Consider the following 26,678-nt stretch of genomic DNA (forward strand, 5'->3'; position numbering starts at 1 on the left):
CATGGCAAAGAAGCCCCCAAGTGTGAAGTTCGACGGGACCGCGCATTGGTTCAGACTGCCCTATGCGGCCTCGCTCACGGGTATCACCAAGCCACAACTCTCCCGAATGGCGTTGGCGGGTGAATTGGCGTTCGAAGCCGATCGGTATGGACGACCGCTTTGGTTTGTCGCGTCAGAAATCCAGACGCTGCAAAAGACGTTCACGAAGGCAGGGGCTGCAAAGACGGTCGCAAAGACGAAGCCGAAAACCCCAAGGCAACTGGAAGCGGAATGGGCCAGAATGTCCGCAAAGCGGGATGCGGGACGGCGCGACGGGCCGTTCCTCAATATGCACCTGCGTCTCACCCTTCCCCGCGACAAACCCGGAAAGAAGGATGAGTGAAGCGCGCACCAGTCTCTGCTATTCTGCCAATATTGTTTTGGGAGGCGAACGCTTAAATGGGCGGCTGGGGATCAGGACAACAGGGCGGCCGACCGCTGGCGGAGACAAGTCTGCGTATCGACATTGCATGGATGATACGCACCGGACATGCGGTGCCCGGTTCGATCCTGAAAAGCTCGCTTCATTGGAGCGCCAACGGGGAGCCGACAGCTTCGATCGGCTATACGGCCAACATGGTGGACCCGGAAAACGCGTGGCTCGAACTACGCTACAGCCGAGGTAGTGGCGGCGCACGGGAAACCGTGGCGCAGAATGTGCGGCTTGTCAGCACGATTCCCAATTATGGCGGCAAGCGTTGGTGGATGATCTGCCCCTATCGCCACGGCCGCGCCGGCAAGCTCTATTTGCCCGCCGGCGGGGACCGCTTCGCATCGCGGGCAGCGTGGCGAATTGGCTATCGCTCACAACGGCAAGCCTCTCGCGACCGGCCGTTTGAAGCGCTGTTCCGACTCCAACGCAAACTTGGGTGCGAGCCAGGCTGGGAGCAGCCTATCTATCGCCCCAAAGGCATGTGGCGCCGAACCTTCGAACGCCACGAAACTCGTTACTATGACCTCGACGACAGGTGCGCGCTGGAAGCCCTGCGATTGATGGCACGGCTCTAGCCGGCCGGGTCATCAAAGCGATCGATCGCGTACAGGCGAACGATTTCCGTGGATGCATTTCGATGCGTTGGGGGCATATTTGGGGGCATATTTCAAAGACGAACGAATAATATCGATATATTACAATAGCATATTTGACAGATGCGAGTCCTTTCCTGGCACCAGAGACCGTCCATGGACGTCCATTTTCGTCCGCCAAGTGGCTGGTTTTGCCGAGCTCCAAGTGCGAGAAGAATGCGCTAGGCATTCTATCGAGCAATCTGCTCTTGGAAGATGAAGCGACGAGCTGCGGCGGCACTCGGGTCGAGGTCTGTGATGCCGTAGAGTACGCCCTGCCGCCCGCGCAGGAAGCCGTTTTCGTATGGTTGCTGCTGCTAACCACTGTAAGCTGGGTCGCGCCGCTCAAGCTAATCATGTCAAGAATTTGATATTGTTGTTTGCCGCTCGGTTTGGAGAGAGTCCGCCACCAATTTAAAGGCATGGCGTATGTTTCGCGGCATTCTTATAGGCTGTACTCTGTTTCTGGCTGCCATACCTTCTCCGGTCACGGCAGAACTCACAGGCAGCACCCAGCCCGTACCTGAAAATCTCGACGTGTTGTTCCGGGCGAGCGATGCAGCCTTTCTCGCGCGAAACCCCATCCAGCGCCTGCGCCGGAACAGTGCGGATCGTACGCCGCATTTCGGAGACATGATCAGCGATGCGTGGATGGACGCGGAGGAGGTGGCGGCGGAAACGGAGCTCGCGGCGCTGAAACGGATCGACCGGGCGACGCTCGATCCCGTGCAGCAGGTCTCCTACGATATGTTCGCTTGGAATAAGGCACTTGCGCTCGAGGGTGCAGCGCCTGCCATCCGTTTCATCACGGAGGTCCAGCCGCTCGATCATTTCTTCGGATGGCAGGTGATCATGCCGCAGCTCAGCTCTGGCGGAGGTGCTGCATCGTTCGCGACGACGCAGGACTATGAAGACAACCTTCAGCGCCTCGACGAATATGCCCTCTATCTCGACCGGATTTTGGGGCGGTTGCAGGAGGGGCTGAACCGAGGCCTGACGCAGCCGAAGCTCGTTGCGCGAACGGTTGCCGGTCAACTCGACGCTGAAGTCGTGGAGGACCCACGCGCATCGTCGTATTACAAGCCTGTTCTGGCCTTTCCCGCCGCTGTATCGGAAACGGATCGCAGACGCCTTGATGCGGCGTATCGCGCGTTCATCGGTGATCGTCTGATTCCGGCCCATCGGCGGCTGCGCGATTTTCTGGAACACGACTATCTGCCGCGTGCCCGCGATAGCATCGGTCTCGGGGCGCTACCGGGCGGAGACGCGCTGTATCGCCACCTCGTGCATAGGCATACGACCACGAACATCAGCCCGGAAGACGCCCATCGGCTCGGCGTGTCGGAGGTTGAACGCATCACGGCGGCGATGGAGATCGCGAAGAGGAAGGCGGGGTTTACCGGCAGTCTTGCCGAATTCTCCGCATTCCTTACCCGCGATCCGCGCTTCCAGCCCGCGTCTGCCGAAGTGATGCGCGATGCGTTCCGTGCGATCGATGTCCGTATGGCGAGTGTCATCGGGCGTGCCTTTTCGGTGCTGCCGAAAACGCCGCTCGATATTCAGCCGACCCCGGCCTACCGCGCCGCCGCATCGGCCTTCGGCGAGTATGCACGCGGCTCGCCGGACGGGTCGCGCCCCGGCATCTTCTATTTCAACACGCATGCGCTTCCCACGCGCTTCACCTGGATTTACGAGACGCTCTATCTGCACGAGGCCGTGCCGGGACATCATTTTCAGGTGAGCCTTGCGATGGAAAATGCGGCGCTCCCCGGTTTTCAGCGCTTCGAAGGGCCGAGCGCATTCGGGGAAGGGTGGGCGCTCTATGCCGAAAGCCTTGGACCCGAGCTTGGCTTCTACCAGGATCCCTACCAGCATTTCGGACATCTGGCCGATGAGATGCTGCGCGCCATGCGGCTTGTGGTGGACACAGGCATTCACGCGAAAGGCTGGTCGCGCGAACAGGCGATCCGCTACATGCTCACCCATTCCGCGATGAGCCGGAACGAGGTGGAGTTCGAGGTCGATCGCTATGTCGCCATGCCGGGGCAGGCACTCTCCTACAAGGTCGGCCAGATCACGATCCGGCGCCTGCGCGACAAGGCGGAAAAGGCGCTGGGGCCGCGATTCGACCTGCGGCTGTTCCACGACGAGGTGCTGTCGTCGGGCAAGGTCTCGCTCTCCGTTCTCGAAAGCAAGATCGACCGCTGGATCGCCGATCGCGCGAAATAGCTATTCGGGCTTCAGTGCCGCGGCGAAGAAGTCCTCGATCCTGTTTTGCAGATAATCGAGATCGTGCCCGAGGATCTGGTGTTCCTGCTCCGGGAAGATCAGCAGGTCGAATGTCCTGTCGGCGTCGATCAGCGCGTCCGTCATCTTCATCACGTCGATGAGCGTGGACGTGTCGAGCGTGGTGCCGACGAGCAGCAGCGGTCCGTTCACCTTGGGCGCCAGCCGGAAGATCGTCGCCTCGTCATAGGCTGCGGCATTGGCACCGGGAAGGCCGAGGTACGGTTCGTAGAGAATCCCTGCACGCGCATCGAAGCTCGGCACGATCGAAACCGCGGCCTTGTAGACATCGGGCGCTTCCGCCATCAGCCGAAGCGCGAAATGTCCGCCCCACGACCGGCCCATCACGCCGATCCGCGTTGGGTCGATATAGGCGCGCTCGGCGATGAGTTGCAGCAACGCCGCGCGGTGATCGGCGACCACATGCCCGCCCCAGTCGCCCATCACCGCGTCGTGAAAGGCCTTCGAACGCCCCGGCGTGCCGCGCGCGTCCACGACGAGGACGAGATAGCCGCGCTGCGCGAGTGCGGGCGGAAACGACGCCCAGCCAGCGGCGGGACAGAAACGGTCCGGTGTCAGGCGCAGCTGCGGCCCGCCGTAGACATATTCGACAAGCGGATAGCGCTTTTCGGGGTCGAAGCCTCGGGGTTTGTAGAGCACGCCGTGGAGATCGGTCTTCCCGTCCGCGGCCTTCACCCGGATTTCCTCCGGAAACGGCTGGCCGCTCGCGGTGAAGCCGCCGGCATCCGCCTCCAGCACCGTCCCGATCAGGCTGCCGTCCGCGCGGCGCACGACATGGCGCGGCGGCACGGCGATCGTCGAATAGCTGTCGAGGAACACGGTGCCATCGGGTGAGAAGCGGATATCGTGGCGGCCCCTGCCTTCGGTCAGTTGACGGATTGCGCCGCCGTCAAGCCGCACGGAATAGAGATGGCGGTCATAAGGGTGCGCCGGATCGCGCGATCCCGTGAAATAGACCGTTCGCGTACCGGGATCGAAGCGAGCGACCTCGTCGACCGGAAAGGCGCCGCTTGTCAGCTTGCGGACCAGCCGCCCGCGGAAGTCGTAATAGTAGAGCTGGTTCCAGCCATCCCGCTCGGATTCCCAAAGGAATCCGTCCGGCAGCATCGTGAAGCCGTAGCTGATCGGGAAAAGCACCTCGTGCTGCATACGCACGAAGCTCTTGCCGGACTCGGTCATGACCGGCCGCACTGTGCCTGTGCGGTTCGCAGCCAGCACCTCGACACGGTTGAATTCGCGGTTGATCGCGGCGAAGAGCAGTTCCGTACTTCCCTTTGCCCAGCCGAGCGGCACGAAGTAGCGATCGCCGATGTCGCCGACGTCGAGCCTGATCGGCACACCGCCCGCGACCGGCAGAAGATACGGCTGCGCCCGGTCGAGCGGCTGGCCCGCCTTTTGCTGCCGGACCATCACGAGTTCCTCGTTCTGCCCGGGATAACGCACCTGCGGCGCCTTGAAGACGTTGGAGCGGTCGTAGCGCAGTGCGAACAGCAGGCTGCCGTCGGGCGACCAGCCTTCGGCTGCAAACGGGCCGATGTCCCACGAGACCTCGCCAACACCGTCCGTAGTCAGCGTACGTTCGGGTCCGATGGCCGGGCGGATACGGACATTGAAATCACGGACCGAGGCGAAGGCCGATCCGTCCGGCGCGGCAAGTTCCTCGACGTCGAGCGGACCGGCGAACCAGAACTCGCGCTTGAACGTCTGCGGCAGTGCCGGGGGTGCCGGCGACGCGGTTGGTACGGTTGTCCCCGTTGCAGGGTCGAACGCGTACCACGCGCCGCCGCGCGCATAAACGATGCTGCCAGCGCCATTCCAGCGCGGCGCGACGCTGCAATCGGGAATCATCTGAGCCATGGTTTGTCGGGGCGTCCGATCCGCGCCCGAGGCGGGCATTGCCGCCATGATCGCTACCGCCGCCAAGGCCGAGATCGCTGTGCCGTGCCTCATACCGTCTCCCTTTCCCGCTGAACCTAGCGCGTGGCGGCGGCGATTTCGCTAGCATGAATGGCACAGCCCCGCCCTATGCCATTCATGCTATTGGCGCTTCCTCAGCGCCGGGTAGAGTGGCGCGATGAAACCTCTCGTCTTCCTGTTGGCCGCGCTGTCCGTGGCCTTCCCTGCCGCTGCCGAAACGCCGCTTTCATCGTCTGCGGAACTGCGCCGTGCGGCGGATGCAGTCCTTGCCTGGCGCACGGCGGAGGATGTCGAGGTGCGCCTGTCGCAAGGGCTGCCCGTCACGCGCATCGCGCGCGTCTCGCTCGCGGATGAAGCCGCATATGGCGCGCGCGCCGGGGAACTGACGCGCACGGTGGAGGCTGTCGATCCCGCCGATCTCTCGGGGTCGGAGGCTGAATTGCGCCTGTCGCTTCTTCAGGACCTGCGCGGGCGCGCCAGCGCCGCCGATGACTATTGGTTCGATTTCCTTGTCACGCCGTATCGCGGCGGCGATCTGCATCAGGCCGCCGCTGCGGTGCTGGCGAGCGCGGCCGTGAAGACGGACACGGATCGCGCGCGCTATCTCACCCTGATCGACGCCTATGCGGGGACGCTGGATGCGGTCGCCGAGCGGACGAAGGCCCAGCGGCGGCGCGGTATCCTGCTTCCCCGGCCCGCGATCCCCGGCGCGCTGAAGATGCTCGAAGGCGCAAGGGCGGCGGCTCCGGCGCGTGCCGCTGTGGCGTCTGCGCGTCTCGGCGATGCGCCCGCGCCGGTCGCGGCACGGTTCGAGGCCGAGGTCGAGGCGCGCGTGAGGACGCGCCTGCTGCCGGCCTTCGATCGCCTGCGCGCAGTGCTCGATGACAGCTACGTCAAGGCAGCGCCCATCGCCGTCGGGATTGGTCAATATCCCGGCGGCATGGGCCGCTACCGGCGCTGCATCGCGGCGGGTACGGGCCTCGATCTCACACCGGCGCGGATTCACGAGATCGGCGTCAAGGCGCTCGGCGAGATCGATGCGCGTAAGGCTGCCATACAGGCGCAGCTCGGATTTGAGGGCGACACCGCCGCGTTCGACCGGGCGATGCGCGCCGATCCGCGCGGCTTTGTGAACAGCGCGGACGAGGTTGCGGGGCGGTACGAAGCGTTCATGGCGAAGATTGCGCCGATTCTACCGGGTCTCTTTCCGGTATTGCCCTCGGCGCCTTACGGGGTGAAGCGGCTCGATCCGGCGGACGAGCCGGGCATGACCTACGGCGTCTATCAGCCTCCGTCGCCATCGCGCCCCACGGGCTATTATCGCTTCAACGGCTCCGGCCTCGATACGCGCACGATGATCGGGGCGCATCATCTGATCGCGCACGAGCTCATGCCGGGGCACCATCTCCAGATCGCCCTCGCGCGCGAAAGCGCGCAGCTGCATCCGGTCCAGTCGTATCTCGGGGCCGGGCCTTATGTCGAAGGCTGGGCCGAATATGCCGCGTGGCTGGTCGAGGATACGGGGCTTTACGCACCTTATGACCTTTTCGGGCATCTCGTGATGCAATCGTTCCTTGCCGCGCGTCTGGTCGTGGACACGGGCATGAACGGCATGGGCTGGCCGCTCGGAAAGGCGCGCGCGTTCATGGCAGCGCACACGTTCGAAGGCCCCGAGCAGATTGCCACGGAAACGCTTCGCTACGCGACCGACATTCCCTGCCAGGCGCTCGGCTACTATCTTGGCTACGAAGCTTTCCGCGAAGGCCGGACGCGTGCGGAGGCGGCACTCGGCAAGGATTTCGACGTGAGTCGCTTCCATGCCGCAGTGCTCGCGGGCGGCGCCGTCCCACTCAATACCCTTGGGCAGCGTGTCGACCGTTTCATCGCGGAGGAGAAGGCGGCTGCGGAGACGGCGACGTCCCACGTCGTCGCGCTCAGCCGCACGGGAATCTCGGTCGCCGCCACGCCGCAGACCGTGTGGAACGTGCTTGTCGATCGGCGCCTTTGGATGCCGGCGATGACGGAGCAGAAGATGCTGCGCGGCAAGCCGGACAAGACGGGCGGCGTTTACATCTACTCCGTGAAGGCTGGCGAGCGCTCCGTTTCGCGGCTTGAGGAGATCCTGCTTGCGGACCCCGGGCGCCGCTTCGTCGTGCGCATGGCGGATCCCGAAACCGGCCGGACATACGCGTTCGTCGATCATCGCATTCGCACCGAGGGTAAAGGCGCGCGTCTCGACTTCGAGATGTATTGGTATGAAGATGTGCCGGGCCGCAAGGCGCCCGCAGAGATCGATGCCATTCGCGCCGACTATTCGGCGCAGACGGTCTCGAAGATCGATGAGGCGCTGGCAAGGCTGAAGATTGTCGCTGAAACAGCGCCGCGTTGATTTCCGGCCTGAAAGGGTGTGGCATGAAAATCGGAACGCTTCTCGCAGCCGCTCTCGCTCTTATCTCTGCGGCGCCCGGCGTCGCGGAAGCGGACGCGTGGACCCTGGTCATCCACGGCGGTGCAGGCGACATTAAACGCGGGCAGGTCTCTGCCGGGAAGGATGCGCTGCTGCGCGCCGCGCTGCAACGGGCGCTTGCTGCCGGCGGCGATGTGCTCGAGCGGGGCGGCAAGGCCGTGGAGGCCGTCGAGGCGGCGGTACGGATTCTCGAGGATGATCCCAACTTCAATGCGGGGCGCGGCGCCGTTCTCACGGAACGCGGCGCCGCCGAACTTGATGCGTCGATCATGGATGGGAAAACGCGCGGGGCGGGTGCGGTCGCGGGCGTCACCACCACCCGCAATCCGGTGAGTCTGGCGCGCGCCATCATGGATCACGGCAAGCAGGTGATGTTCGCCGGACCGGGCGCGGACGCGCAGGCGAAGCGGTTTGGCCTCGAGCAGGTCGATCCGAGCTATTTCGTCACCGAAGAGGAAAAACACTGGCTGCGCGAGTACCGGGAAAAATCCGGATCAACGGCCGCCCTGAGCGGCATGCAAAAATATGGCACCGTCGGTGCTGTTGCGCGTGATCGCAGCGGGCATCTCGCCGCTGCGACATCGACGGGCGGGCGCATGGGCAAGCCGTCGGGCCGGGTCGGCGATTCTCCCATCATCGGCGCCGGCACCTACGCGGACGATCGTGCCTGCGCGGTTTCCGCCACGGGTGCAGGGGAATATTACGTCCGCGTCGGTGTTGCCCATTCGATCTGCGATCGCATGCGGTATCTCGGGGAAGGGCCGAAGGTCGCGGCCGATGCCGTGCAGGCCGAAACCTCGGCGCTTGGCGGAACAGGCGGCGTCATTGTCGTGGCGCCGGACGGCACGCCTGCCTGGTCGTTCAACACGGATGCGATGATGAGGGGGGTGTTGCGGGCCGGAAAAACGCCGGAGGTCGCGATCTTCAGGGATGAATGAGCCTTCGGTCCTATCATAAAACGCCTACGGCCGTCGCCACCGCATAGCATGTTTACGACATGGAACGCGTCTGTGCGTTTCCGTAAGGTTTCCGGAAATACTGCGGGCAAAACCGAAAAAGGGGGAATTTCCGGATGAACGACAGAGCTTTTCTTTGTGCCGTCCTGCTTGCAACGGCAGCGATGCCGCAAGCCGCGTTTGCACAGGATGCGCGCGAGAGTGCCTCGGACGACATCTTGTCCGGCGAGATCATCGTCACGGCGCGCAAGCGCGAGGAGCGGGCCATCGACGTGCCCGCCTCCATCAACGTCTTTTCCGGAGACACGCTCGCTGCGGCCGGTGTGATCTCGCTCGTCGATCTCCAGTTCCAGACGCCGGGTCTGAAGATCGCGCAAGGCGGCGGCGGTACGCGTGTCTCGCTGCGCGGGGTCGGCACCAACATCAGCAGCGGCAGCCCGTCCGTCGCCGTTCACGTCGATGGAATCTATGTGCCGCGGCCGCGCTTCGCACTCGCCGAGATGTTCGACATCGGGCGCGTGGAAGTGCTGAAAGGGCCGGAAGGTACGCTCTACGGGCGTAACGCCACCGGCGGTGCCATCAACATCGTGACGGAAGGACCGGGGCCTGAACTCGCCGCCGACGGCTATGTCGGCTATGGCAGCCGCGATCTCCTGACCGCGCAGGCCGGGGTTTCCGTTCCGTTCGACGATCGCGGCGGCATCCGCATCAGCGCCGCTTATGCCAACGATGACGGCTACACGAAGAACCTGAACGCGAGCGGTGGCGAGGTCGACGATCGCAACTATCGCGCAATCCGCGTGAAAGGCGATTACGATCTCAGCGAAACGCTCTCGGCGTCCTTCACGGTTCAGTATGTCGACGACGAAGGCACGGTGAGCTTCGGCAACAGCAACAATCCGGGCTCTCCCGTCTACGCGAGCTTCCCGCCCGAACAGCGTGAAAGCGTGCGCCGCATCAATGTGGATACGCCGCCTGCATCCGATCAGGAAGGCCTGCTGCTTTCAGGAACGCTCAGTCTCGACCTCGGCGGTGTGACGCTGAAATCGCTGACGGGATATATCGACTACAAGACGACCGCGCGCGTGGATGTCGACGGCTCGGGGGGCTTCATTGCCTACTCCGACACGGATTCGCGTTCGAAATTCTTCTCTCAGGAGTTTCAGCTCTCCGGCGGCAGTGCGGATAGCATAAGCTGGACTGCCGGGCTCTATTATTCGAAGGAAAGGAACAGCGGCTCTGCAGTCGAGACGGATGCCGACTATCCGGATCCGACGCCGTTCGTCTACACGGATCAAACCCAGCTCTTCAAATCGCGCAGCGCAGCCATTTTCGGTGAAGCGACGATTGCACTCGGTACGCGCAGTTCGGTTCTCGTCGGCGCGCGCTATACGGAAGAAAAGCAGACGGGCGAGAGTGTTTTTGCGGTTCCGCTTTTCCTGCCGGAGCCGATCTCCACATCCTCGTCCGTAAAGGACGATGCCTTCACGCCGAAGATCGTGTTCGAGCACAGGCCCTACGACGGCGGCAAGATCTATGCGAGCGTCACGCGCGGCTTCAAGAGCGGTGGCGCCAGCCTTTCCACCAGTGCGAACACCTACAAGCCCGAAAAGATATGGGCCTACGAGATCGGTACAAAGAACCGCATAGCGGGCGGCGCGGCTGAGATCAGTTTCGCAGGCTTCTATTATGACTATACCGACCTGCAACTCCGCACGGTCCTATTCACGGACACCGGAATCATTTCACGCATCACCAACGCGGCCAAGGCGGAAATCTATGGCGCGGAACTTTCGGCAGCGGTGCATCCCGTCGAGGGGGTGACGTTCGATTTCAATGGGGCGTGGATCGAATCCGAACTCAAGAACTTCATTTCACCCGTCACGCTCACGCAGCTGACCGGCTTGCCGATGCCGCTCACGCCGAAATGGAGTTTCACCGCCGGTGCGCAATACAGCACACCGGTCGGTTCGGCGGGCAAGCTGACGGCGCGCGGTGAAGTGAGTTACCAGTCGTCCGTGATTTTCCCGCAGTTCACCGATCTCGCACGTGAACGGCAGGGCGGATATACGCTGCTCAATGCCAATCTGCGCTACGATCTCCCAGGCGAGAACATCTATATCGCGCTCATCGGGCGGAATCTCGCCAACAAGCACTATCTGACACAGCGTTTCTTTTTCGCCGGATTCGCGGACACCGAATTCTACGGTACGCCGCGCACGATCGAAGCGCGTGTCGGTTTCAAATTCTGATCTCATCCTCAATAACGGAACACATATCCTCATGATCCGGGCGCGCCCATTCGATTATCCCTACGACGGCAAGCTGGATCCGAAAGCGGTCGGGCTTCTCATCATTGATCTGCAGACGGACTATTTATCGAACGACGGTTACTTCGCGCGCAAGGGCTATGATCCGGAACCCCTGCGCGCGATCATCCCGGCGGTCGAGCGGCTGGTGTCGGCTGCAAGGGCGGTCGGGTGCCGCATCATCTGGACGCGGCAGGGATACCGGTCCGACGTAGCCGACGCCTCACCATACGACAAGTGGCGTGCGGCCCGGGCCGGTATCGAACTCGTCGCCGGGGATAGCGCAGCGCTGCTGCGGGGCAGCCCGGGCTATGACATCATTCCCGAGCTTGCGCCGCACCCGGGCGATATCGTCATCGACAAGACGGCGAACGGAGCGTTCTACCAGACCGATCTCGAACTCGTGCTCAAGGCGCAGGGCATCACGCACCTGCTGTTTTCCGGCGCGACCACGGATGTCTGCGTGCACACCACCTTGCGCGAGGCGACCGACCGAAAGTACCAATGCCTTCTCGTAGAAGATGCCTGCGCGAGCTGTGACGCCTATGCTCACGAGGCTGCGATCCATATGGTGACTGTCGAGGATGGAATCTTCGGCGTCGTCGCCACGGTCGATAGTGTGATTGCCGGGCTTGCGGCAGCGCCGCCGGCGGAATGAAGGAACAGCCCGGCGATCCGCTTCCGCGTACGCTCGGTGCAGGCACGCTTGCCGCGCTCACGATCGGGATCGTCGTCGGTAGCGGCATCTTCAGAACACCGTCTGAAATTGCCGCGCTCGTCGGTTCGCCATCGCTCATTCTGCTGGTCTGGATCGCGGGCGGCGCGATCACGCTCTGCCTCGGCCTCTGCCTTGCCGAGCTCGGCGCGATGTTTCCCCGTGTCGGCGGCATCTATGTCTATCTCGAAGAAGCGTTCGGCAAGCCGGTCGCGTTCATTTTCGGATGGACCTTCCTTCTCATCAACCCCGCGAACTGGGCGGCGATTTCGCTGATTGCCGCCGCTTACATCGGCGCGGCTTTAGGGTTCGGGCCGGGTGCCGACCGTTGGGTCGCCACGGCGGCGCTCGCGCTGGTCACCATCATGAACGTGGCGTCGGTAACGCTGGCGGCGCGGCTCAACGGCGTGTTCACGCTGGCCAAAGCGGCGGCGCTGCTCTCTATCGCGGCTGTCATCATCACTTCGGCGGGAGCGGCAGGGGAGGGGACGGGCGGCACACCGTCGGCCGGTGCGTTCGGACTTGCGCTCATCGCCGTGCTCTGGCCCTACGAAGGCGTGGCCGCCGCAAGCGCGATGGTCGGGGAGGTGCGTGACCCGTCGCGCAACGTGCCGCGCGGCCTCATCGGCGGCGTGTTTATCATCACGCTTCTCTACCTTGTCATCAATGTCGCCTTTCTGTCCGCGCTCGATCCGCAGGACATGGCCGCGTCGCGATTCGTGGCGCGCGATGCGGCAACGGCCGTCCTCGGCGATATTGGAGGCGTGGCGGTCGGCGCGGCGGCGGCGGTCGCCGTGCTGGGCGCGCTTATCGCTGCCGGAACCTGCGATCCGCGGGTTCTGTTCGCAATGGCCCGCGACCGTCTGTTTTTCGCGCGCGTGGGCGATGTCCACCCGCGCGCGCGAACGCCTTATGTAGCGGTGCTCGTTTCTGCTGCGCTGGCTATGCTCTACGTCTGGGTCAGCACCTTCGAAGCGCTTGCCGCGCAGTTCGTGCTCGGCATGTGGCTGTTCTATGCGCTTTGCGTGATCGGGTTGATCCGGCTCAGGATCACGAGACCCGATCTGCCGCGCCCGTATCGGATGCCGGGCTTTCCATGGCTCCCGGCTTTGTTCCTTGCGGCTACCCTCGGGTTGTTGGCGCAGGCGGCCGTCGCGCTGCCGCTCATCAGCCTTTCCAATATCGCAGTCGTTGCGATGGGCTATCCCGTTTACCGGATCTGGAAACGATATTCACGGTCATAGCGTGCGCAGAAACAGATCGAACAGCTGCGCCTGCGAGTGAATCTCCAGCTTTGCGTAGATGTTCCGCTTGTGGTTGGCGACAGTGCCGGCTTCGATACCCAGCAGGCGTGCAACGGATTTTGCAGAGTGGCCCTTCAGCATCATCTCGATGATCTCCACCTCGCGCTCCGTGAGCTTTTCGGGGGAAATCGCACGAACCTTTTCAGGGAGATTGAAGGTCGTCGGTATGGTAGCGGCATCGCCATCGCTGGCACCATGTCTCAACTGTCCGCGAACGAAAGCCATGACGATAGGCCCTGCGGTCTGCAGCGCGGCGATCTCCGTAACCGCGAACGGAGGGTGGGGGGCCTCCCGCTCGATGAACAAATGCGCGGACGTGCCCTCGTCCAAATGAACAATGTATCTCAGTTCGTCTACAACGTTGGTGAAGCGGTAGTGACGTCTGTAGAACTCCGAGGAGGTAAAGGATTCCGGCGCGATATCGCCAAGCCGGAATAGCCCGCGGCGCCCTTCGGCCTCGACCCTGCAGAAAGGGTCGAGCATGTGGAGTCCGCGGATGTAACTGTCCATTTGCTCGCGAATGCGAGCCATGTTCAGGTTGGTATGGACAAGCGCAGGCTGTCTGCCCCGTTCGAAGCGAAAGACGATAAAGTTTCGAAACGTACAGAGCGTCTGCAGCTGTTCGCACAACACATCAAAGCCGCGTGTGCCTCGCGGCGCTTCCAGAAGGTGTTCAGCCAGCATCATGGTATCAGAGGCTAACTAGCATCGAATCGGTGCACGATACAGGACTCGAACCACTGGATGCAGAGGTCCCCTGGTGCCGGTCGTGGTATCATTTATTAACAATAACGTAAGTTTATTGATTTTCTGCGCCTCTCAGAAGGGCTTTCGAGCCCTTTCCTGCACCAGTGGTTTCCCGGTGACGTTCGCTGGCGTCAAAAATGGTTGTTTCCGCCCTTTTTGCCGCCACCGCTTCCTGCGCCAAGCTGGCCGAGAAGGACCATAAGCTGTCGGACTCGCCGATATGCGGGCGAAGCGCGACGAACCCCGCCGACTGACCGCCGCGCGCCTTTTGACGGGAAGCGTCAGAAGGCTGTCCATATCAGCATGTTGCCGAGCGCCGGCGTATCATGGCCGGGCAGCGTGCGGCGCAGGAATCAGGCGTGATGTTGCAGTTCGTCGGGATGGCGCGGCAGACCTCCTAGGCAGACGGACCCTTTTCTCCCGACGCTTCCAGCCACCGTGTCCTGTAACCTGAAAGATCCAGGGGTTCTGGCTTTATGAGCTCGAGCGAACCCTGAACGGACAGCGTCGGCGAAAGCAGGCTCATCGCTCCGAGAGCCAGATCGGCTTCCTGCCTTGCCGCGTAGATATGGTGATCCGCCCGAAGACACGCCAAGACGGAGACAAAGGCTTTTGCACGCGCAAATCGACCGTCGATCATGATCGTGCCGCGGGCACCGACCCGGGCAAGCGCGAAGTCCGTCAGCAACCCCACATAAAGCGCCACGGCGGCGGCGCGTTCGATCGGATTTTGGGGTGGGTTCAGCCACGCGCCCGAAGCCCCGGCGAAGGGGCCTGTTCCGGGTACGAATGTCGGCAGGATCATCGCGCCTTTGGAGACACAGCCCGGCAGTGCTGCCATGATTCCGTCTTCGTATTGTGGATCGTCAATCCTGATCCCTTCACCGCACAGGATTTCGACTTCTCGACCACCCATGAAGATCAGCGTTGGAACCGGCAAGCCATTGACATCGACGTTCACGACGCCGCCCTGACCAAGGGCCGCAAGTTCGGTCTGTTCCTCCCTGATCGGCCGCATCGTGACGAACCACGTGCCTGTGGATACGATTGCCGCATCGCGGTCACGGATCTCCGGATACATGCGTGCGGCCAGCAGTGCGGCATTCGAATCGTGGAGACCCGCATGGACCCGCGTTTCTGCCGGAAGCCCTGTAGCCGCGCTCCATTCCGGAAGCAGAGTTCCGACCACGTCGCCTGCATGGCAGAACGGTGCGAGGCGCTGCGCCCACCCGCGACGGACGGCCATGGGCGACGGGGCCTTGCGGATCGGAGACCACAGGTCGGTATGCGCGCCGAGGCTGGTGACTTCCGATACGGCAACCCCCGTGAGCCGCCATGCCCAATACTGCGGCCAGGGAACGATCACGGCATCGCCTGCCAAGAGGTCCGGAATGCGGGCTTCGAGCGCATGAAGCTGCGCGCCGAGGTTGAGCCCGCGATCCATCGAGGGCGAGCCGGTTTCGCTGAAGGCGTCGCGCTGTTCGCGGTAGGCATGGAGAATGTCTGCGGGGAGGTCGGCTTCATAGTCCATGGGGGCTGCGACCAGCTCGCGGCCCCGGACGACGGCGCAGGCCGCACCGTGCGCGATCGGAATGATCGCGGAAACGGTTCCCATGCGTGCGAAATCGGACAGGCTCGCGCGCAGCCATGCCTCGATGCCGTCTATATCGAGACAGGGGTATCCGTTGGCCTCAGCCTGGCGGTTGGAATAGCGGGTCCGCGCCAGTTCACGGCCGTCCGGGGTCCATAGCGACGCCTTGCTGTGGGTCTTTCCGATGTCGATAACAACGACCAGACCAGCCATACCCCTCCCCACACATCTTCCCGGCGGCATGTCTGGACAACCGTCGACCATCGCTATAAACAATCAAATTAAATCTAAAACAAGCAAAATGCGTCAATCCTGGAGGAACCGGTGGCAGACAAGCCTTTCTTGGCCGAGCAGATCGCTGATCACAATGCGCGGCACCTTGAAGCCCTGATGGACGAATATGACTCGCTCGGCCGGGCGCTCGCGCGGCGCGGCATCGACATCGACACCGTGAAGGCGAAGGTATCCGGTTTCTCCCTCGCCCTGCCGACCTGGGCGACGGGGCGGGGCGGCACGCGCTTTGCCAAGTTCCCGATCCCGGGCGAGCCGACCAACATTCACGAAAAGCTCGCGGACTGTGCAGTGGTGCAGCAGTTGAGCCGCGCCGCGCCGCGCGTGTCGCTGCATTTCCCGTGGGACGGCGCATCGGACTACGCAGCGCTTCGCGAAGAGGCCGAGGCCTATGGTCTCGGTTTCGATGCCGTCAATTCCAATACGTTCCAGGACCAGCCGGGCGCGGAGCACAGCTACCGGAACGGGAGCCTCGGCGCGGTGGACGCCGCGGTGCGCGCCCAGGCCGTCCGGCACAACGTCGATTGCATCGAGATCGGCAAGACGCTGGGATCGAAGGCGCTCACGGTCTGGATCGGGGACGGCTCGAACTTCCCCGGACAGCAGGATTTCACGCGCGCGCTCGATCGGTATATCGACGCCACGTCCGAAATCTATTCCCGCCTCCCCGACGACTGGCTTCTTCTCCTCGAACACAAGATGTTCGAGCCGGCATTCTATTCGACGATCATTTCGGACTGGGGCTCTTCGCTGATGGCTGCGCAGGAACTCGGCCCCAGGGCGAAATGCCTCGTCGATCTCGGGCATCACGCGCCGAACGTGAATATCGAGCAGATCGTCGCCCGCCTTCATCGCGTCGGGCGGCTCGGCGGCTTCCATTTCAACGACAGCAAATACGGCGACGACGACCTCGATTCGGGATCGATCAATCCGCACCAGCTCTTCCTTGTCTTCAACGAACTGGCGGAGGCCGAAGCCCGCGTGCCGGGGCCGGCTCCGGCCTATATGATCGACCAGTCGCACAACGTGACCGACCCGATCGAAAGCCTCCTGTCATCGACCGAGTCGATCGTCAGCGCATTCGCCAAGGCCGCGCTGATCGACCGCGCCGCGCTCCGCGACGCACAGGATCGCGACGATCCGATGATGGCGTTTCAGGCCCTGCGCCGGGCATACCGTGTCGATGTCTCGCCCATCGTCGCGATGGCCCGCATGGAGGCCGGCGGCGCGATCGAGATGCTGGAGTTCTACCGGGACAGCGGATGGCGCGCGCGCAAGGCGCAGGAACGCAAGCCGGTCGGGCTGGGCGCGGGGATCGTCTGAGCGCTATTGCTCGGCGCGGGCGCGGCTTTGTGCGAGGCGGTATTTCTCCGCCTCCCATCCCGCAAGCGCCCGCGCTTCCGCGTCGGCAAGGAAGGCCACCGAAGCATCAGGCGGAACCCTGCGCAGCATGTCGATGACCCACGCGAGAATATCGTCGGCGCCCGCGCGCAGATCGTTCATCACATAGCCGCCACGGCCCGGCGAAAGCAGAACCGAAGGCGCGCCTCCATACAGGCCGTGATACGCGGATATTGCGGTTTGGGCTCGATCGTCCGGAGGCAGCAGCATCGCGGGGCCACCCAGGAAAACCACTTGATCGGGAGCGAGGGCGCCGCCGCACGCCGTTGACGTCAGGCGCGAATCCATCGCCACCCGGCTGAGCATCTCGTCCCATCGGTAGTGGGGTGCAGGTGACGGCTGTCCCGCTGGCGCTGCCGGCAGGTCCCGCGGCGGAAGCGCAAGATCGCGCTCGACCTGGTGCAGAAGACCGGCTGCGGCGGCGGGGGAATCCGCGGCGACCACGAGGCCGTGATTCTGGAGAACGAACACGTTCGGCCTGTCGCCGCCGGCCGCCGCCGCGTGCGCGATCCCGGCCGCGAGTTCAGACCCCGGCCGCACATACGGGACGAATGCGCCGCTCCACCGGCCTTCGCCCGCCTTCAGCCGCTCCGGTCCATCGGCGAGAATCGAGAGCGTTGTCGCGTTCAGCGAATGGACATGCAGCACCACGCGGTGCGGCAATACGGCATGGAGCGCCGTTTCGATCGAGGGCTTGAGGTGCTGCGTCGCCGGGTCGTCGATGCGCGCGCCGTCCAGAGCCTGCCCGGCAGTGTCCGCCAGACGACGCCTGACCGCCTCGAGCGACAGCGGCACCATGATGTCCTTCGCTTCCGCGTCCGCCAGCCAGCAGCCCGACGCCTTCACCCAGAGCGTGCCGTCTTCCTTCAGCGAGACATTGCCGCCCGCGCCCTGCACGATGGCGCGGTCGGCGCCGAGACGCGCGGAAACCGCGCACAACTCCCGCCAGAGATCGCTCCGGACCATGGGTCTCCCGCCTTTGCGCGTCAGCGCGTGAACGCCTGTGCGTTGCCGGCGTCCACGTTGATCATATTGCCCGTGGACTTGGAAGAGGCTTCGGATGCGAAGAACGCGACGGCCTCCGCGACGTCCGCCGGAAGCACATCGCGCTTCAGCAGCGAACGGTTCCGGTAGTGCATCTCCAGCGCCTCCCCGGCGTCGATGCCGTGCGCGCCGGCGCGTTCCTGCCGCCATTCGCCGTCCCAGATCCGGGAGCCCTGGATCACGGCATCGGGATTGACCGTGTTGACGCGAATCCCGAACGGCGCGCCTTCGAGCGCAAGGCAGCGGGCAAGGTGCAGCGCAGCCGCCTTCGCGGAAGCATAGGCCGAGGCATTGGTCGCCGCAGCGATGCCGTTCTTGGAACCGATGAACACGATGGATCCGCCGCCCGATTCGCGCATAAGGCCGAACGCGGCGCGCGCCGACAGGAAGTATCCGCGCGCAAGCACATCGTAATTGCGCTGCCACAGCGCGAGCGACGTTTCCTCGATGGCCGCGGAGGAGGCGATCCCGGCATTCGCGACGAGGATATCGAGGCCACCGAAGGCCGCGACGCACGCACCGAACGCATCCTGCACCTGCGCTTCGTCCGTAACGTCGCAGGCCGCATAGCGCACCAGATCGCGGCCGTAGCGCTGCTGAAGATCCGCGTGCACGGCCTTGACCGCCTCGGCGTCGCGATCGAGCAGCATCACGCAGGCGCCATCCGCCAGAAGGCGCGCCGCCGTCGCCGCGCCGATGCCGCCGGCGCCGCCGGTGATCACGCCGATCCTGCCCGCGAGCGGACGCGGCGGCGGCAATCTGCGCAGCTTCGCTTCTTCGAGCGCCCAGTATTCGATGCCGTAGGCCTCCTGTTCGGGCAGGCCCACGTAACGACCGATGGCCTCGGCGCCGCGCATCACATTGATGGCGTTCCCGTAGAATTCGCTGGCAAGCCGTGCGGTCGTGCGGTCGCCGGCGATCGCGATCCGGCCCACACCGGGAACAAGCACGATGACGGGGTTGGCGTCGCGCATCGGCGGATCACCCGGCCGGGCGCAGCGCCCGTAATAGGCTGCATAGTCCGCCCGGTACCGCTCCACGGCGCCGGCGAGATAGGCACCGTCGTCGAGGCGGGCCGGATCGAGAACCAGAGGCGCGATTTTCGTCCGCAGGAAATGATCCGGACACGATGTTCCAAGCTCGGCAAGGCGTGCGAAATCGCGCGAGCAGACAAACTCCATGGTCTCCGGGTCGTCGTTGACATGCATCACCTTGGCGCTGCCGCCGCTGACGAGGCCGCGAAGCCGGGGCATCAGCGCAACCATTGCGGCGCTGCGCGCGCCCGGTGCGCGAGGTTCGACGCTGCGGCCGCCGAAGGCGGGCCGCGCCTTCATGGCCGCGTTCAGATGGTTCGCCGCGTCGGTGATAAGCCCCACGGTGCGCCGATAACATGCACGTGCGTCATCGCCCCAGCAGATGAGGCCATGTCCCGCGAGGACGACGCCTTCGATATGCGGGTTTTCCCGAACGAGATCACGCAGCTGGAGGCCAAGCGCGAAGCCGGGCCGCTTCCACGGCAGCCAGCCGATGCGCCCCCCCCAGATTTCGCGTGTCGCGGCTTCGCCATTCGAGGATGCCGCGAGCGCGATCACCGCGTCGGGGTGCACATGGTCGACATGCGCGAACGGAAGATAGGCATGGAGCGGGGTATCGATCGAGGCGGCCCGCGGATTGAGCGCGAACGTGCAGTGCGGGAGATAGCCGACCATCTCGTCTTCATGCGCCGGGCCGCGATACAGGGACTCGAGCCCGAGCAGGCGATCGAGATAGAGCGTCGCAAACCCGTCCAGCCCCATCGAGCCGATGTCGCCGCCCGATCCCTTCACCCACAGGACGATGACCTGATCACCGGAAAGCGGATCGAGGCCGGGCAGTTTCCCGGAAGTGTTGCCGCCGCCGAAATTGGTGATCGTGAGATCGGCGCCGAGAAGATTGGAACGATACAGGAGAAGCTGCTCGGGGGACATTGGGGAAGCGGCGGCATCGTCCCAACGATCGGCGGGGACAGCAAACGGCAGTGCCGCGAAATCTTCCGAGGCAGGGCGCTCGCTCATGTCGTTCATCGACTTCTTTCTACGTCTTCGATTGTGCCCCCGCATATCAAATGCCATTGCCACATTCAATCGTTTTCGATAGATATTGATCATCTTTTATCATCATTCTGGACGTGTGGAGACGGGAAATGATCGCAGCTTCCGTCGGCGACTACCGCGCGATGGCAAGGCGGCGGCTGCCGCATTTCCTGTTCGAGTACATTGACGGCGGCGCGTATGACGAGGTGACGCTCGCCCGGAACCGCTCGGACCTCGAAGCCCTGGCGCTGCGCCAGCGCGTGATGCGCGACATGTCCGATCTCGATCCCGGCACAACCCTGTTCGGCGAGCGTCTGGCCATGCCGGTGCTGCTTGGGCCGGTCGGGCTTGCCGGCATGAATGCGCGCCGCGGTGAAGTGCAGGCGGCGCGCGCCGCAGCAACGGCGGGCGTGCCGTTCTGCCTCTCCACGGTTTCGGTGTGCCCGGTCGACGAACTTCGCGCGGCCAGCGCTGATCCTTTCTGGTTCCAGCTCTACATGATCCGCGACCGCGGCTTCATGCGCGATCTTCTTGCGCGCGCCGAAACGGCAGGTTGCCCTGCGCTCATCTTCACCGTCGACATGCCGGTGCCCGGCGCCCGCTACCGCGACGTCCGGTCAGGCCTTGCCGGCGCGCCCGGCGTGAGAGGCGCCCTGAAACGGTTCTCGCAGGCCGCGATCCGGCCGGGCTGGGCGTGGGACGTCGGCGTCAGGGGGCGGCCCCATCACCTCGGCAATGTCGCGCCCGTGCTCGCGGGACGCACGGGGCTGGAGGACTTCTTCGCGTGGATGCGGGGCAATTTCGATCCGGCGATCCGCTGGTCCGACCTCGATTTCATACGCGCCGAGTGGAAACGGCCGCTGATCATCAAGGGCATTCTCGATCCGGAAGATGCCGTCGCCGCCGCGGATGCCGGAGCGGACGGCATCGTCGTCTCGAACCACGGCGGCCGCCAGCTCGACGGCGCACCCTCGACGGTACGTGCACTTCCCCCGATCGTCGAGGCGGTCGGCGAACGGCTGACCGTGCTGGCCGACGGCGGCATCCGCTCCGGACTCGATGTGGTCCGCATGATGGCGCTGGGTGCGCGCGGGGTGCTTCTCGGCCGCGCATGGGCCTATGCGCTTGCGGCGCGCGGCGAGAGCGGCGTTGCGCACATGCTCTCGCTGATCGCGCAGGAAATGCGGGTGGCCATGACGCTCACGGGATGCCGCAGGGTGGAGGACATCGGCCCCCACCTCCTTGCATGAACCTGCATCGAAATGGGCGAAGACTTCGGAAGGGAGGGCGAACGGCAAATGCGGACACACCTGACAGCCGACGAGATCGGCTTCTACCGCGACAACGGCTATTTGATCCGCCGGAATTTCCTCGATACGGGACACGTTGCGGAACTGCGCAGCAGTGTGCTGGCGGCGATCGCCGCGATGCCCGGCAGGCGGAAGATTGCGGGCGCCGGTGCCGATCTTGTTGAAGGCGACAACTACTACGACCGGGTGTTCACCCAGCGGATCAATCTCTGGCGGATCAGCGACGTGGTTCGGCGGTATCTGCAATCTCCGGCGCTCGGCGAAATGCTCTGCGCGCTTGAAGGCGTGGAGCGCTTCCGCGTATGGCACGATCAGGCTTTCATAAAGGAGCCGTTCGGGAATCCGACGGCGCTTCATATCGACAATCCCTATTGGTCCTTCCACTCGCGCCGGTCGATATCCATCTGGATTGCGCTTGAGGACGCCACGCTGGAAAACGGCTGCCTTTGCTTCCTCCCCGGCAGCCACAAGCTCGCGCGCTACGATAACGTGCTGCTGCGCGACGAGTTCGGCGCGATCATGGATCTCTATCCCGAAATGCGGGAGATCGAGCCCGTGCCAGCGGTGATGCGCGCCGGCGATTGCAGCTTCCACAACGGGCTGACCGTGCACGGCGCAGGCGTGAACATGACGACGGGACGGCGGATGGCGATGTCATGCGCATATATGCCTGACGGTGCGGTGTTCAACGGCCAGCAGAATATCCTGCCCGACGCCTATTTCGCGAGCCTCCGTGTCGGCGATACGCTCGGCAACGACGAGATCAATCCGTTGATATGATCCGTGCGCTCGCGCGTATGCGATCAAGCAGGGCCATGTTCGCCGCCGCATCCGTGCCGCCTGTAAGCGGCTGCGCTTCGCCGCGCAGCACGGCCACCACGTGATCGAGCTGCGCGGCGAATGTCGTGACGGGATCAACCTCAAGCCGCGTTCGTCTCCCGCCGCGTTCGAGGATCGCGTCCGCGCCGCGCTGGGGCATCAGGAACCCGCGCACCACCAGCCTCCCCGACGTGCCATTGAGGATGATGCCGCTGGATGGCGCGGACGTGTGCATCGAGGCATGAAGAGTCGCGCGAACGCCCGGCGAAAAGGTGAGATGCGCCGCGACGGCACGGTCCACACCGCGCACGAGCGCCATGCGTGCATCCGCGACCTTCGCGTCGCCGAGCAACGTGCGCAGGGCATGGACAGGATAGCAGCCGAGATCCATGAGCGCGCCGCCGCCGGCATCCGCCGACCAGCGATGCTCGCCTGCGTGGTCCGGTATCGGATAGCGTAGCCACGCCCGCGCCGTGACAACGCGCCCGATCGCCCCATCCGCGACCAGCGCCTCCAGCGTTCGGAACAGCGGATGATGCCGGTAGTGGAAAGCCTCGATCAAAGGGAGGCCCGCGTTGTCGGCGGCAGCGACCATGGCTTCGGCTTCGCCGGCGTTCAGCGCGAACGGTTTCTCGCACAGCACCGCTTTTCCCGAACGAAGTGCGCGTTCGGTCCACTCGCGATGCAGCATCGGCGGCAGTCCGATGTAGACGAGGTCGATATCCTCCCGCGCCAGCATGGCGTCGTAGCCTGCCGACCAGAAGGGAATCTCGTGAATGCGCGCAAAGGTCTCCGCCCGCTCGGCGTCGCGTGCGGCGATGCAGTGCACGGTGACGTCGCTGCGCTCACGAGCGGGCGCGATGATTGCCGGAAGTGCGATGCGGCCGGCGCCGAGGATACCGATCCGGATCATTCCGGTCACGGTTTCCCTGCGGCGAAACAAACTTCGAACTGCCGGAAGGGCTCCAGCGGCCCCGCCTCGAACGTGATGCGACCGCCTTCGTTGGACCACGCGGGACAGGCGCCATCGGGAACACTGTTCACGCCCGCGCACACCATTCCCTCCGGCACCTTTACGCGAACCCGCGCGGACGGCACGGGGAGCGCCGGAAACTCGGCCGGATAGGCGAGAAGCGAGATCAGAAGATCGTGGTCCCGCCGCGAGAACGCCGTCATCCATACGGAAGGGTGTGTCTCGACCGCGACCCGCTCCGGGCCGGGCATCAGGTCGCGGATCAGGCTGATGAACAGGGCCTCCTGATCCGGGGATTGCACGGCCTCGATGTCGGCTGCGCTGTAAATTGTCATTCCGGAGCCGACAGCCCTGCGAAGGATCGCGGGCGTGTCCGTCGTTGTCCAGGGCGGTGACGAATGGATGCTGGACCAGTGCGTGTCGCCGACGGTGCCGCCTGCCGGGTGGCCGTAGGGCAGACCGATCACCGCCAGCGTTTCCGCATCCTCCGCCCGAACGGTCGCCGTCCCCGTTCGGGCATCCGGGCTGCGCCAGTGGGCGACGGGCCGTGCGGCGCCGTCCGGCCGCCTGTCGATGACATATACGAGCCGTCCGTCGAACGCGCCGGTGCGCCTGCACCCGAACAGATCGCCGAGACCGGGATTCTGCCGCGGACCGCCATGCACATCGTAGAGCGACGTGTCGCGGCTTGCATAAAGGCGGCCGCCCTCCGCGACATAGGCGCGAAACGCCGCGCATTCCGCCTCGCTCATACGGATCGCGTTCGGTAGCACAATCACCGGCCAGCGCCGCAGTTCGCCAATGTTTGCAGCCGACAGCACGCCGAACGGGATATGCGCGCGCTGCAAGGCCCGGCAGGCGCCCGCCAGCGCGTCGAAGTGCGGATAGTCGGGAATGCTGCCGGCAGGGGCCGCCTCCAACGGGATCGGCCCGACCGCGGGATTGAACCGCGACAGGTCGCTGAAATAGAGGCCGACATCCTCCACCGGGGCATCCGCGGACCGCGAAAAGTCCGCTGCGGCCGAGAAACCCGCGCGGATGCGATCGACGGCTCCGTCATCGAGCCTGCCGTCGGGATCGACGGCGCAGATGGCGAGGAAAGCGGCATTGGACGCCGCAGCGGCAAGCGCCTTCGTCTCCATCTCGGGAACCGGCCGCAAGCGCGTGTGTTCGACGAGGCTTGTCGCAACCGTCGTCATGAACTCCGGAGGCCGGTTCGGCGACAGGTTCAGCATCAGGCGGGTGATGAGAAGCTGTTCCGCCCGGTCCCCGTAGAAATCGCCGCCGAGGAAATCGTGTCCCGCCACGGATGCGATGCTGATGCCGCGGGTCCAGTTCGAAACGGCGAGCGCGAAGTTGTGATAGACGTCCGCTTCCGGCTTTTCCGCCTTCACCCAATCGCGAAGCTCGATCGTCCATTCCGCGAGCCAGCGCTCGCGCGCGGCCTGGAACCGCGTCCACGCCGGGTCCGACCAGTCGACGACGGACGGGATCGCGGCTCCATCATGCTCCCGTGCATATCGGGAAACGCATGACGGGCAGCGGCAGACGCCGTTCCACCACATCATGTCGAAGAACAGCGCATCGACATCGTAGGTGCAGATTTCGGCGATCTGCGATTGAACGAAAGCGCGGTAGCCTTCCGCGTTCAGGCAAACGATGCCGTACCGTTCGCGCGGCAGGATACCGACCGTTGCGGCGGCAGCGGGCTGCAGGCGCCAGTCCGGATTGTCGATCCAGGCCCGGTTGTTGAAATTGACGCTGTAGTAGGCGCAGACCGGCAGGCCATCGGCGCGCAGCGCGGCGAGCGCCTCCCCCGCGAGATCGCGGTCGCGGGTCGCGGTATGGCAAACGCCGGTGCGCGTCGGCCAGTAGCAGAGCCCGACGTGGCTCTGGAAATACAGCATGACACCGTCGGCGCCGGCCTTGCGGGCCGCCTGCGCGATGACAGCCGGGTCGTAGTTCTCCAGAAAGCCGGCATCCCAATCCGGGATGTGCATGTCGACCAGCAGGCGATGACGACTGTCGCGATACCGCTTCGCGAAAGAAGCTGTCACTGCAGCGTGCCGCCGACGTCCGGCGCATCCGGGTCTTCCTCGGGCCCGAAGTAGCGCAGGATCACCAGCGGCTCGGTCGGCGACAGATTCTCGTATGTGACCCCTGCGCGCGCCGCGACGTGGCTGACGAAAACCTCGTCCTCGGTGAGTTCGTGGAATCCGATCATCGCAGGCGAGCGGACCGGCAGGCTGTTCACCGTGCCGCGGCCCTGCACCACGATCAGGCTTGTCGCGCCCGGTTCGACGATCGTGCAGCGGCATCCCGGATCGACCGTCAGCTCCCGCGCGGTGAACCATTGCACGCCCTTGACGCGCCCGTACACGACCCGGCGGTCAGCGTAGCCTTCGGCGCGCGTGTCGGCGACGAGCACGGGCTCGAGATAGTGGTTGCGCTTGAAGTTCGGGTCGACGTTCGCCTCCCAGTCGAGCTGGTCGACGAGGTGATCGAGATCGTCGGCGCGCCCGGGCGAGACATCCTTGACCAGAAGCTCTCTCGGGACGGCGCGCCCCTCGCAGAGGTTCTGGTACATGCCGAACACGTCCGATCCCCACTGCGGCTCGTATGTGCAGAGCGAGCCCGGCGCGTGCAGGATGCCTGGCCCCACGAGCCAGCCGGTTCCGGGCCGAAGCCGGTACGCCGCGGAGAGATCGAGGATGCCGTTGTCGCCTTCCTCCCAGCGCGCAAGGGCGTCGCGGACCTCGGCCTTCGTCGTCCCCGGCACCAGACCGAAGAACGTATGCGGAAAGGCGTTGTCCACCGCATTGTGCTGAGGCGGGAAATAATAGCCTTCGGGCTTGCCTTCCTGCCCCACGAGGCCTGCGTGATACGCGTCCTGGTGCATGTGGAGCGGGATGGGGCCCATGTTGTCGAAGAACTTGGAATAGACCGGCCAGCGCCCGTAGGTCCGCCACAGCCTCGGCCCGATCAGGGCTTCCCCGCGTGCGGCGACGGCATCCCGCAGCGTGAAGCGGCGCGTGCCGTCGACGACGTAGCTCAGCCCTTCGTCGTGAACGCGACCCTCATTGGCGGCTTCGGTCGTCGAGCCGAACCAGCGCTCGTCTATCCCGCCCCGTGAAAGCCCGAACGCATAGAGATCACGCGGATCGAGCTTCAGCCGGCGGCCGGGATGCAGGAAGGAACGCGGCACCCAGCAGGGCGCCAGCCGCAAAAGGCCGCCGCCCCGCTCAAGCGCCGCGTCGACCGCGCCGCCGACATCACCTTCGAGAGTCCGAAGCGCGCGGACATCACGCGGTTCGGCAGCACGATCCGGCATTGATCCCTCCCCAGGCCTGT

The 26,678-nt window shown here is 64.5% G+C and carries 19 protein-coding genes; 11 read left to right on the plus strand and 8 right to left on the minus strand.

Annotated features, from left to right (window positions below):
* The first annotated feature begins 1 nt into the window (after position 1).
* From PE061_RS10140 to PE061_RS10150, 3 genes are all read left to right on the plus strand, one after another.
* On the plus strand, positions 2–382 hold the full coding sequence (locus PE061_RS10140; protein ID WP_271258959.1) for a hypothetical protein: 381 nt from the start codon (positions 2–4) through the stop codon (positions 380–382).
* Positions 383–438: 56 nt separating this feature from the next.
* Positions 439–1,047: a hypothetical protein gene (locus tag PE061_RS10145; protein ID WP_271258960.1), complete on the plus strand. Its 609-nt coding sequence runs from the start codon at positions 439–441 to the stop codon at positions 1,045–1,047.
* Between the two features lie 690 nt (positions 1,048–1,737).
* Complete coding sequence (locus PE061_RS10150) at positions 1,738–3,333, plus strand: DUF885 domain-containing protein (protein ID WP_271258961.1); 1,596 nt, start codon at positions 1,738–1,740, stop codon at positions 3,331–3,333.
* Here the strand turns inward: PE061_RS10150 and PE061_RS10155 are convergent, their stop codons facing one another.
* Positions 3,334–5,268, minus strand: coding sequence for a S9 family peptidase (locus tag PE061_RS10155; RefSeq protein WP_271258962.1), 1,935 nt, complete (start codon positions 5,266–5,268; stop codon positions 3,334–3,336).
* 217 nt (positions 5,269–5,485) lie between these two features.
* On the opposite strand from PE061_RS10155, the gene PE061_RS10160 reads away from it, so the two are divergent.
* From PE061_RS10160 to PE061_RS10180, 5 genes are all read left to right on the plus strand, one after another.
* Entirely contained in the window at positions 5,486–7,717 is a 2,232-nt protein-coding gene (locus PE061_RS10160) for a DUF885 family protein (protein WP_271258963.1), read from the plus strand.
* A gap of 23 nt (positions 7,718–7,740) precedes the next feature.
* Positions 7,741–8,733: an isoaspartyl peptidase/L-asparaginase family protein gene (locus tag PE061_RS10165; protein ID WP_271258964.1), complete on the plus strand. Its 993-nt coding sequence runs from the start codon at positions 7,741–7,743 to the stop codon at positions 8,731–8,733.
* A gap of 134 nt (positions 8,734–8,867) precedes the next feature.
* Positions 8,868–11,003, plus strand: coding sequence for a TonB-dependent receptor (locus tag PE061_RS10170; protein ID WP_271258965.1), 2,136 nt, complete (start codon positions 8,868–8,870; stop codon positions 11,001–11,003).
* Positions 11,004–11,034: 31 nt separating this feature from the next.
* Positions 11,035–11,718, plus strand: a complete 684-nt coding sequence (locus tag PE061_RS10175; protein WP_271258966.1) for a cysteine hydrolase family protein — start codon at positions 11,035–11,037, stop codon at positions 11,716–11,718.
* Positions 11,715–13,019 carry an APC family permease gene (locus tag PE061_RS10180; RefSeq protein ID WP_271258967.1) on the plus strand — a complete coding sequence of 435 codons (1,305 nt, stop codon included), beginning with the start codon at positions 11,715–11,717 and terminating at the stop codon, positions 13,017–13,019. Before PE061_RS10175 ends, PE061_RS10180 begins: the two co-directional genes overlap by 4 nt.
* On the opposite strand, the gene PE061_RS10185 is transcribed toward PE061_RS10180, so the two are convergent.
* Both PE061_RS10185 and PE061_RS10190 read right to left on the minus strand, forming a co-directional pair.
* Positions 13,014–13,766: a helix-turn-helix transcriptional regulator gene (locus tag PE061_RS10185; protein ID WP_271258968.1), complete on the minus strand. Its 753-nt coding sequence runs from the start codon at positions 13,764–13,766 to the stop codon at positions 13,014–13,016. The genes PE061_RS10180 and PE061_RS10185 overlap by 6 nt on opposite strands.
* Positions 13,767–14,223: 457 nt before the next feature.
* Positions 14,224–15,630, minus strand: coding sequence for an FGGY-family carbohydrate kinase (locus tag PE061_RS10190; RefSeq protein ID WP_271258969.1), 1,407 nt, complete (start codon positions 15,628–15,630; stop codon positions 14,224–14,226).
* Between the two features lie 111 nt (positions 15,631–15,741).
* Here PE061_RS10190 and PE061_RS10195 point away from each other — a divergent pair, with 111 nt between their 5' ends.
* On the plus strand, positions 15,742–17,031 hold the full coding sequence (locus PE061_RS10195; RefSeq protein ID WP_271258970.1) for a TIM barrel protein: 1,290 nt from the start codon (positions 15,742–15,744) through the stop codon (positions 17,029–17,031).
* A 3-nt stretch (positions 17,032–17,034) separates the two neighbouring features.
* On the opposite strand, the gene PE061_RS10200 is transcribed toward PE061_RS10195, so the two are convergent.
* Both PE061_RS10200 and PE061_RS10205 read right to left on the minus strand, forming a co-directional pair.
* Positions 17,035–18,075 carry a class II aldolase/adducin family protein gene (locus tag PE061_RS10200; RefSeq protein ID WP_271258971.1) on the minus strand — a complete coding sequence of 347 codons (1,041 nt, stop codon included), beginning with the start codon at positions 18,073–18,075 and terminating at the stop codon, positions 17,035–17,037.
* Positions 18,076–18,095: 20 nt separating this feature from the next.
* Complete coding sequence (locus PE061_RS10205; protein ID WP_271258972.1) at positions 18,096–20,300, minus strand: bifunctional rhamnulose-1-phosphate aldolase/short-chain dehydrogenase; 2,205 nt, start codon at positions 20,298–20,300, stop codon at positions 18,096–18,098.
* A gap of 35 nt (positions 20,301–20,335) precedes the next feature.
* Between PE061_RS10205 and lldD the strand changes: the two genes are divergently transcribed.
* Complete coding sequence (gene lldD / locus PE061_RS10210) at positions 20,336–21,475, plus strand: FMN-dependent L-lactate dehydrogenase LldD (RefSeq protein ID WP_271258973.1); 1,140 nt, start codon at positions 20,336–20,338, stop codon at positions 21,473–21,475.
* 12 nt (positions 21,476–21,487) lie between these two features.
* Positions 21,488–22,315: a phytanoyl-CoA dioxygenase family protein gene (locus tag PE061_RS10215; protein WP_271258974.1), complete on the plus strand. Its 828-nt coding sequence runs from the start codon at positions 21,488–21,490 to the stop codon at positions 22,313–22,315.
* Here the strand turns inward: PE061_RS10215 and PE061_RS10220 are convergent.
* Genes PE061_RS10220 through PE061_RS10230 form a run of 3 tightly spaced genes read right to left on the minus strand, consistent with a single transcriptional unit; the run spans position 22,299 to position 26,658 of the window.
* A complete protein-coding gene (locus tag PE061_RS10220) occupies positions 22,299–23,267 on the minus strand; it encodes a Gfo/Idh/MocA family protein (protein ID WP_271259172.1) in 969 nt (322 codons plus the stop codon). The two genes, PE061_RS10215 and PE061_RS10220, sit on opposite strands and share 17 nt — an antisense overlap.
* 5 nt (positions 23,268–23,272) lie before the next feature.
* Positions 23,273–25,384, minus strand: a complete 2,112-nt coding sequence (locus PE061_RS10225; protein WP_271258975.1) for an alpha-L-fucosidase — start codon at positions 25,382–25,384, stop codon at positions 23,273–23,275.
* Positions 25,381–26,658, minus strand: coding sequence for a hypothetical protein (locus tag PE061_RS10230; protein WP_271258976.1), 1,278 nt, complete (start codon positions 26,656–26,658; stop codon positions 25,381–25,383). Before PE061_RS10230 ends, PE061_RS10225 begins: the two co-directional genes overlap by 4 nt.
* Positions 26,659–26,678 lie beyond the last annotated feature (20 nt).

Origin of the sequence: Sphingosinicella microcystinivorans (assembly GCF_027941835.1) — a bacterium.
GTDB lineage: Bacteria > Pseudomonadota > Alphaproteobacteria > Sphingomonadales > Sphingomonadaceae > Sphingosinicella.